The 7,184-nt window shown below is 41.2% G+C and carries 5 protein-coding genes and 1 pseudogene; 4 read left to right on the top strand and 2 right to left on the bottom strand.

The genetic code is table 11. The features are described from left to right. Nucleotides 1–349: 349 nt before the first annotated feature. Nucleotides 350–877, bottom strand: a complete 528-nt coding sequence (locus J8L71_RS15295; RefSeq protein ID WP_211001294.1) for a sugar O-acetyltransferase — start codon at nucleotides 875–877, stop codon at nucleotides 350–352. Between the two features lie 152 nt (nucleotides 878–1,029). Between J8L71_RS15295 and J8L71_RS15290 the strand changes: the two genes are divergently transcribed. Next, nucleotides 1,030–1,794 (top strand): DeoR family transcriptional regulator, encoded by a 765-nt coding sequence (locus J8L71_RS15290; protein WP_211001293.1) that lies wholly within the window; start codon nucleotides 1,030–1,032, stop codon nucleotides 1,792–1,794. A gap of 46 nt (nucleotides 1,795–1,840) precedes the next feature. Next, the gene (gene glmS, locus J8L71_RS15285) at nucleotides 1,841–3,661 is read left to right on the top strand and encodes a glutamine--fructose-6-phosphate transaminase (isomerizing) (protein ID WP_211001292.1); all 1,821 of its coding nucleotides are present in this window, start codon (nucleotides 1,841–1,843) and stop codon (nucleotides 3,659–3,661) included. Between the two features lie 181 nt (nucleotides 3,662–3,842). On the opposite strand, the gene J8L71_RS15280 is transcribed toward glmS, so the two are convergent. Then, the gene (locus J8L71_RS15280; RefSeq protein WP_211001291.1) at nucleotides 3,843–4,259 is read right to left on the bottom strand and encodes a hypothetical protein; all 417 of its coding nucleotides are present in this window, start codon (nucleotides 4,257–4,259) and stop codon (nucleotides 3,843–3,845) included. Between the two features lie 184 nt (nucleotides 4,260–4,443). On the opposite strand from J8L71_RS15280, the pseudogene J8L71_RS15275 reads away from it, so the two are divergent. Then, nucleotides 4,444–5,635, top strand: a pseudogene (locus J8L71_RS15275) (alpha/beta hydrolase-fold protein). 159 nt (nucleotides 5,636–5,794) lie between these two features. After that, nucleotides 5,795–7,093 (top strand): DEAD/DEAH box helicase, encoded by a 1,299-nt coding sequence (locus J8L71_RS15270; protein ID WP_211001290.1) that lies wholly within the window; start codon nucleotides 5,795–5,797, stop codon nucleotides 7,091–7,093. Nucleotides 7,094–7,184 lie beyond the last annotated feature (91 nt).

Genomic DNA, 7,184 nt, shown 5'->3' with positions numbered 1-7,184 from the left:
TTAGACCCTATGCTGGACTCAGTAGTGGCCGCCCTCGTACATCCTGTACTCCACGGCATTTGTATTCCTATACATCAAAAAAACAGCTCAAAGGCGAGCCCCATGGAAGACCTCCCCGATACAAAGGTAGTGAAGCATTTCACTGTGACTCTCCGCCGCTGTGGCACCACGACATTCTACTGCGTAGCGCACCGACTTCAGATTTTAGAAAGCCCGACTAGCAATAGTTGGTTTTTTTACGTCTGCAGGAAAGTGAAATGTGTACAGTTAATATACACTTACCTGACAACAATTACGTAAGTTCGAGGGAGCGAAGCGACTCCCGATGCTAAAGTCACATCGGTAATAGCTATAATGTTCTTATTTCACGAGCTGGATTACCCGCTACTACGGTATTAGCCGTTACATTTTTAGTAACGACAGATCCCGCCCCAATAACACTGTTATTCCCAATAGATACACCCGCTAAAATAATAACGCCCGCGCCAATCCACACGTTATTACCTACTGTGATGGGTGATGCAAAGTTTTGTTTATTGAGTCGCTGAGTAGGGTTTATTGCATGGGATACTGCTAACAACTGCACGTTAGGACCAATTAAACAGTCATCACCAATTGTAATTGAAGCTTCACTAATTGGGGCATCTAATACAGTACAGTTAATATTTATAAAGCTACGATCACCAATAGTTATTTGATTACCATAATCGCAATGAAAACCTGATTCTATAATTACCCCTTCACCGCATTGAGCGAATCGCTCTTTAATACGTTTTAAATTGCCTTTACTCGGGCTTTTATTAAAGAGTCGGCATATTTCACCTGTTTGTTTACGTAGGGCTAAAAGCTCTTTGTTTAAGCTATTAAATGGCTGCATTATGGTTTCTTTGTTTAGTTAAGAGATGCTAAAGCTATTTTACCTTATTATTACTCGTTGAAAGCTGCTTTATTTTTGCTCGTTCACTTGCCATTTAACTTGTTTCGTTTAAACTTACACATCTTTCGAAACGAAACTTAATATCTTACTTTATGACTAAACGAAACACACAGCAGCGTCGCCATAATATATTGGCTCAAGTTAATGAGCTAGGTGAAGTGGCCGTTGAAAAGCTTGCTGAGCAGTTTCAAACATCTGAAGTAACCATTCGTAAAGATTTAACCGCGCTTGAAAAAAGTGGCCTGTTACTGCGCCGTTACGGTGGTGCTATTGCACTACCTAAAGAAATTGTTAGCGACGAGGTTGACTCAAAGCGCAAAGTAGCAATAGCAAAAGCGGCAGCCTCACTAATAAACGATCATAACCGTATTATTATTGATAGCGGGCGTACTACGGCCGCCATGATCCCAGAGCTTGCAAATAAACGCGGGTTAGTTGTAATGACCAATGCGATTAAAGTGGCGAGCCGTTTACTTTCACTTGAGAACGAGCCAACACTTTTGATGACCGGTGGAACATGGGATCCGCATTCTGAGTCATTTCAGGGGCAAGTTGCCGAAAACGTATTATGCTCTTACGATTTTGATCAGCTGTTTATTGGTGCTGACGGCATAGACGTAAAGCGCGGTACGACTACCTTTAATGAGTTAGTTGGTTTGAGCCAAGTAATGGCAAAAGCAGCCCGCGAAGTAATCGTTATGGTTGAATCAGATAAGATTGGCCGAAAAATACCAAATTTAGAATTACCGTGGAAAATAGTAACCACTTTAATAACCGATACTGGCTTAGCAGATGATAAACGCAAAGCGATTGAGGCGTGTGGTGTAAAACTAATTTGTGCAGAGATTATTGATTAGTAACTACAAAGTGAGTTACTAGAATTAAAAAATTAATGGAGACACTATGTGTGGAATAGTTGGGGCAGTTGCAGAACGTCCAGTAAACAGAATATTAGTTGAAGGCCTTAAACGTCTTGAATACCGTGGCTACGACTCTGCCGGTGTAGCACTATTAGAAGGCTCTACGCTAAATACTGTAAAAGCAGTAGGTAAAGTAGTAAACGTAGAAGCTGCACTTGAGAAAGCAGGCGTTAGCGGTCATACAGGTATTGCACACACACGCTGGGCAACACACGGTAGCGTTACTGAAGAAAACGCTCATCCGCATGTATCAAACAACCAACTAGCACTAGTGCACAACGGTATTATTGAAAACCACGCAAGCCTGCGCGCATCGCTTAAAGAAGAAGGCTACGAGTTCCTATCTGAAACCGATACCGAAGTAATGGTGCACTTAATTCATAAGCTTCGTAAGCAACACACTACGTTACTTGCATCTGTTCAAGCAGCGGTTAAGCAATTTGAAGGCGCGTTTGGCACGGTTGTATTTGATAAAGCAAACGACAACGAAATCATCGTAGCGCGCTCAGGTAGCCCACTGGTTATAGGTTTAGGCCTTGGCGAAAACTTTATTGCCTCTGATCAGTTAGCACTATTACCCGTTACTCGTAGTTTCATCTTTTTAGAAGAAGGCGACGTAGCCCGCATTACGCGTGACACTGTTGAAATTTTTGATGAAAATGGCGACGCAGTAGAGCGTGAAGTGATTGAATCAAACATCACGCAAGATGCCTCAGGTAAAGGCGACTACCGCCACTACATGCTAAAAGAAATTTACGAGCAGCCACTTGCAGTACGTAATACCCTTAAAGGGCGTTTAAACGACGACCGCGTAGCAATTGATGCCTTTGGCGACAGCGCTCAGCAAATATTTAAAGACGTAAAACACGTACAAATTATTGCCTGTGGTACGTCATACCATTCAGGTATGGTTGCACGTTACTGGCTTGAGCAATTTGCAGGCGTTAGCTGTAATGTTGAGATTGCTTCTGAGTTCCGTTACCGCCAATCGTATGTGCACGAAAACAGCCTACTTGTTACTATTTCACAATCGGGTGAAACAGCCGATACACTAGCTGCATTACGTTTAGCTAAAGAGCAAGGTTACATGGCATCAATGACCATTTGTAACGTACCTGGCTCATCGCTTGTGCGCGAATCAGATCTTGCCTTTATGACTAAAGCTGGTGCTGAAATTGGCGTTGCTTCTACTAAAGCATTTACAACACAATTAGTTGGTTTGTTAATGCTTACTGCGTCTATTGCGCAAGAAAAGCAGCTTGATCAAAGCGCCATTGTAAATGCTATAAAAGTACTTCCCGCTAAGCTTGAAGAAACATTATTGCTTGCTGATGGCATTGCAGACCTTGCAGAAGAGTTTGCCGACAAGCACCACTCACTATTTTTAGGCCGTGGTTCACAATACCCAATCGCGATGGAAGGTGCGCTTAAGCTAAAAGAAATTTCGTACATTCACGCAGAAGCCTACGCAGCGGGCGAGCTAAAACATGGCCCTCTTGCACTTATTGATGCCGACATGCCAATTATTGTTGTAGCACCAAACAATGAGTTATTAGAAAAGCTTAAATCAAACGTAGAAGAAGTACGCGCACGTGGCGGCATTATTTACGTATTCGCAGATAAAGATTCACACTTTGAGTCAGACGACACAATGCGTGTAATCAACGTAAACCATACTGACGATATTATTGCGCCAATTGTTTACACACTGCCATTACAGTTACTGTCGTACTACGTAGCGGTAATTAAAGGCACTGACGTTGACCAACCACGTAACTTAGCTAAATCGGTTACGGTTGAGTAAAATCAAAAGGTTATGATTTTTAGTGTGGGTGAACAATAAAGTTTCACCCTACACAATAAAGATTCATACTCAAAGCGTCAGAGTCGTCATACCAAATGTACTTTTTAAATTTTTATGTTTTGCGAATATATGAGTTATAGGGCCTCAGTTAATGGTTACTTAGACGGCAAAGAGTTGCCAGCTAGGCTGTGGTGTTAACCCTATTAGGGGTAACACCGTAAACTCTTTCAAGTATTTCTCCCATTGTTGGTCCTTGTCCGTGTTGGTAAGTTATTACTTTTAAAGCCTCCCCATACTTCAATTTCAAGCTATTGATAACCTCGGTATCAGTTATACTGGCATCCCCTCCGTCAGAATTGCTTGGATAAAAGCGCCAATCATTATCTCCAAATGTTGCAATAACTTTGCCTTTTACCTCTAGTACAGTATGTTGCGGTACCTGGTTTTGAGCTTTGGCTTGTTGCTGATGGTCTTTCATTCCATGCAGTTGTAGTTCTGATACTTTATTCTTTAAATCGATAAGTTCATCTGAAGAGAGCTTTCTTATTTGAGTATGCTTAATCGGTAGTGATGTTGAAGTTGCGAGGGAAATAGTCACAAGTTGGTTCCTTTTGCTTTATAGAATAAAAGCAAAGTGCATGCCAGTTATTGAAAGTTACTAAAGGCATTTATCTTTTAAAGGATGAAGTACCCATTAAAGGTCATAAGGCGCTCGAAGCACCTTTTTTTGTACCTCAAAGCCTGTTAGATTAAATAACGCACTATTTTCTAAAGGATTAGTAATGCGTTTATTAACCGCTGTTTTTATATGTAGCTTATTTATAGTTTCTAATAACACTCTTGCAGAGCCTGATTTAAAAAAGCAAACCATTAGCTATACGCAACAAACACATACAATCAATTCAGTAATTTTAAATGAGCTACGTACCTTTGTAGTCCAGCTTCCAAAGAGTTACCAAGCTAATTCAAACAAAGTTTATCCAGTTATATATCGCTTAGATGGAGCGGGTAATATACCGCTTGCCAGTGCTGTTATAGAGCGCTTACAAAATGATAATCGTGCGCCCGAGGTTATTCTTGTCGCTGTTGAAAGCACTAATCGACTCAGAGATTTCTATCCTACAGTGAATAAAGAGCCACAAGGCCCAGTTGGTGAAGGGGGCGGTGCGGCAAAGTTTTTAGCGTTCTTTGAGCAAGAGCTCATACCTTTAGTTAATAAAAACTATCGCACGCATGACTATAAAGTGATTTCTGGCGCATCTGCTGGTGGTGTATTTGCGCTATATGCGTTGCAAGCAAATCCTGAGTTATTCCAAGCGCATATTGCGTATAGCCCTGCCGTCTGGTGGAACTATGGCGCATTGGTAAAAAGTACAAAATCGTTTATAGCTAAAACGAAAAGAGCTTAACAGTTACGTTTACATCAATATCGGCGAAGAAGCCGGCATAATGCGTGAAAGGTACGATGAATTACAGCAATCTCTGCAATCGCATAAAGTGCGAGAGCTACGCTTCTTTAGTGATGCGTTTGATGGCGTTTCGCATAACCTGACTTCGGTTGCTGGGGCATTCAATGCCTATCACAACTTATTTTTGCCTAAACAAATGCCCATAAGTGATTTAACTGACGATGTAGTCTCTATTGATGCTTATTATCAAAACTTATCTCAACAATGGGGCGAGCAAATTGGGCCACCGGATCGCGCTGTTAGATCACTAGGTTATAACCTAACGGGCAGCAAGCAATTTAACCGTGCTATTGAAGTGTTTAAATACAATATAAAAAACTATCCAAAATCAGTCGATGTGCTTTCTGCTCTATCTTATGGCTATGATATGCAAGGCGATACCCGTCAAGCGCTTGAATATATGGAATCTGCTTTAGCGATTGCTGACGACTCATATCCTTACATCAATTACTTAAAAGAAACAAAAGCTAAACTACAAATAGCTTTAGGTAAAGACGAAACATAACCACTTTTTAATTCAACTCGATTGTTATATATTTAAAGAGAAAAGGGAGTAACAGCTTTTCTCTTTTTCTAAAACCACATTAAAATCACTAACCCCTACTTAACGGGTAATAAATACGCTAAAATTGCAGGCTATTTTAGTAATGAGCCCGCACATTTTATGACCTCAGCCGCAAATCCTAGTAATTTCAACGAACTTGGCCTAATTCCAGAGCTAATTGCTCGATTGTCTGATCTTGAATACACACAACCTACACCTATTCAGGCACAAGCAATTCCAAGTATTTTGGCGGGAAGTGACTTAATTGCGGGGGCAAATACTGGCTCAGGTAAAACAGCAACGTTTGCGTTGCCTATGCTACAAAAGTTATTTTTAGAGCAAGGCGCTAAAAAAGCAGCGAGCAAAGGTAACTTTGTAACTGGGCTTATTTTGGTACCTACCCGTGAGCTTGCAACGCAGGTGGCCGATAGCGTTAAATCGTATTCTGCTAACTTTAACGGCGCAATTAAAACGGTGGCGGTATTTGGTGGTGTGTCGGTTAATACACAAATGCAGGCTCTACGCGGCGGCGCCGATATTATTGTTGCAACGCCTGGTCGTTTGCTCGATTTAATCTCAAGCAACGCGATTAAGCTCGATAATGTAACAACCTTAGTGCTTGATGAAGCCGACCGCATGCTAAGCCTTGGGTTTACCGAAGAGCTTGCTGAGTTATTTGCGCTTATACCCGCTAAAAAGCAAACTATGTTGTTTTCAGCAACCTTCCCAGAGCAGGTCACTCAATTAACGCAAGAGCTGTTAACTAACCCTGTTGAAATACAAGTTCAAAGCAAAGACGAAAGCACCTTAGTACAGCGCGTATTTAGCGTTAATAAAGGCGAAAAAACGACGGTTTTAGCGCATTTAATTAAGCAACATAAATGGCGCCAAGCGCTTATTTTTGTAAATGCTAAAAAAGACTGTGAGCACTTAGCAGGTAAGCTTGAAAAGCGTGGTATTAACGCACAAGTATTTCATGGTGATAAAGGCCAAAGTGAGCGTACTCGCGTAATAGAAAAATTTAAAGCTGGCGAAATAGAAGTACTTATTGCCACCGATATAGCAGCCCGTGGTTTAGATATTGCCAAACTGCCTGTTGTTATTAACTTTAACTTACCGCGCAGCCCCGCTGATTATATGCACCGTATTGGCCGAAGCGGTCGTGCCGGTGAAGTTGGCTTAGCGTTATCACTGATTGATTATGAAGACTTTCATCACTTTAAAATAATCGAGAAGAAAAACAAACTTCGCTTAGAGCGTGAGGAAGTAACGGGTTTTGCGGTAAACCAAGCAAATCTTGACGCGGCCCTTGCACTTAAAAACGAAAAGCCAATGGCAAAGCCTGAAGGCACAGGTAAGAAAAAGAAGAAAAAATCCAACCAAGAAGATGACGTATGGAGCGGCTGGAGAAAAAGATAAGCCTTAATATATATAAGTTATTAAACTCGAATTAATAAAAACCCTGCAAATTTGCAGGGTTTTTATTATTAGCTAATATTGCTATGCAACA

The sequence above is a fragment of the Pseudoalteromonas sp. MMG007 genome (genome assembly GCF_018100985.1).
Taxonomy (GTDB): domain Bacteria; phylum Pseudomonadota; class Gammaproteobacteria; order Enterobacterales; family Alteromonadaceae; genus Pseudoalteromonas.
The sequence above is the reverse complement of the archived record's forward strand: the minus strand, read 5'-3'. Positions and strand labels throughout refer to the sequence as shown.

Coding starts and splice junctions, on each gene's coding strand:
- J8L71_RS15295 (WP_211001294.1), bottom strand. CDS start 877: ATGCAGCCATTTAATAGCTTAAACAAAGAGCTTTTAGCCCTACGTAAA.
- J8L71_RS15290 (WP_211001293.1), top strand. CDS start 1,030: ATGACTAAACGAAACACACAGCAGCGTCGCCATAATATATTGGCTCAA.
- glmS (WP_211001292.1), top strand. CDS start 1,841: ATGTGTGGAATAGTTGGGGCAGTTGCAGAACGTCCAGTAAACAGAATA.
- J8L71_RS15270 (WP_211001290.1), top strand. CDS start 5,795: ATGACCTCAGCCGCAAATCCTAGTAATTTCAACGAACTTGGCCTAATT.